The organism is Sphingomonas sp. Leaf25 (assembly GCF_001421635.1).
Classification (GTDB): domain Bacteria; phylum Pseudomonadota; class Alphaproteobacteria; order Sphingomonadales; family Sphingomonadaceae; genus Sphingomonas.
The window spans coordinates 367730-368925 of the sequence record NZ_LMKU01000029.1 but is presented as its reverse complement, the minus strand read 5'-3'; the positions used below and the strand labels follow the sequence as shown (position 1 = coordinate 368925).

Here is a 1196-nt window from a genome sequence, read left to right as displayed (position 1 = left end):
GTCACCCCGGAACAAATCTTCGGTGACGAAACAGGACAGCGCTTCCGATCCCCCTACCGTTCCTCCACCGTCAGCACATCAAGATCGGCGACCCCCGCCGCCACCCGCGCCACCGCGACATCGGCGACCAGATGCCCGCGCAGCGGCAGTTCCTCCTCACTCAGCGTCGCCAGCCACGTCGCGAACCCGCCATCCTCGCTCGTCACCGTCAGCCGGTGCTTCGCCCCGTTGAACGTGGCGCTTGCCCAGCGTGTCCAGTCCTACGCGGTGATGACGATGGTCACGCCCACCGCCTCCGCCGCGATCCGCAATCGCCGCTCCAGCAGCGTCGCCGCATCGGGTCCCCGGCTCATCGTGCCCCCTCCCGCTGGGCGATATAGGATTCGATCCGCGCGACCATCGCCGGTCGGGGGATGCGCCCCCGCCGCAGGTCGCCGATCAGCCGCGGATCGCTCACCGCGCAGCGTCCGAACTTCGTCTCCGCCATGCCCGTTCTCTCCAGATGCTGGCCGATCCTCGCCAGAATGATGTTCACCTGCGCCTCCCACCGCTGCATTGATTCGTTCTTGTTCTGTTCTTGTAAATCCAACTTGTCTAGGATTTTTCCTATGTGTAGGATGCGGTGATGGACCCGGCCGACCCTCGCACCGCGATCGCCCATGCCGCGCAGGCACGCAGCGTCAGCCTGATGGAGCTGTCACGGCTGATCGGCCGCAACCCGGCCTATATCCAGCAGTTCGTCGAACGCGGTACCCCGCGCCGGCTGGCCGAGGGCGATCGGACGATCCTCGCGCGCTATCTCGGCATCGCCGAAACGCTGCTCGGCGCGCCCCCCGCGCGCGAATGGGTGGCGGTGCCCCGCATCGATGCGACCGCATCGGCGGGGCCGGGCGGACTGCTGGGCGACGATGCCGCCGATGGCGTCCACCGGCTCGACGCCGATCTGCTGCGCGCGTTGCGCGTGCGTGCCGCCGATGCCTCGATGATTGCGGTGCGCGGCGATTCGATGGAACCGACGCTGGCCGACGGCGACATGATCCTCGTCGATCAGGGCGACCGGCGCGGCCAGTCGGGCCGGATCCATGTCGTCCGCCACGACGGGCTGCTGCTGGTCAAGCGGCTCGCCCGCGCGCCCGGCGGGGTGGAGCTGGTCAGCGACAATTCCGCCTATCCGCCGGTCGTGCTGGCCACGCCGC

Annotated in this window: 3 protein-coding genes; 1 reads left to right on the top strand and 2 read right to left on the bottom strand. The window is 68.7% G+C overall.

Annotated elements, in window-relative coordinates:
* Positions 1-53: 53 nt before the first annotated feature.
* Both ASE78_RS19595 and ASE78_RS13430 read right to left on the bottom strand, forming a co-directional pair.
* Entirely contained in the window at positions 54-206 is a 153-nt protein-coding gene (locus ASE78_RS19595) for a hypothetical protein (RefSeq protein ID WP_235515058.1), read from the bottom strand.
* Positions 207-349: 143 nt separating this feature from the next.
* The gene (locus ASE78_RS13430) at positions 350-556 is read right to left on the bottom strand and encodes a hypothetical protein (RefSeq protein ID WP_056497867.1); all 207 of its coding nucleotides are present in this window, start codon (positions 554-556) and stop codon (positions 350-352) included.
* A gap of 69 nt (positions 557-625) precedes the next feature.
* Here ASE78_RS13430 and ASE78_RS13425 point away from each other — a divergent pair.
* Positions 626-1196, top strand: a 571-nt coding sequence (locus ASE78_RS13425; protein WP_156351510.1) for a helix-turn-helix transcriptional regulator, incomplete at its 3' end; no start/stop codon positions are given.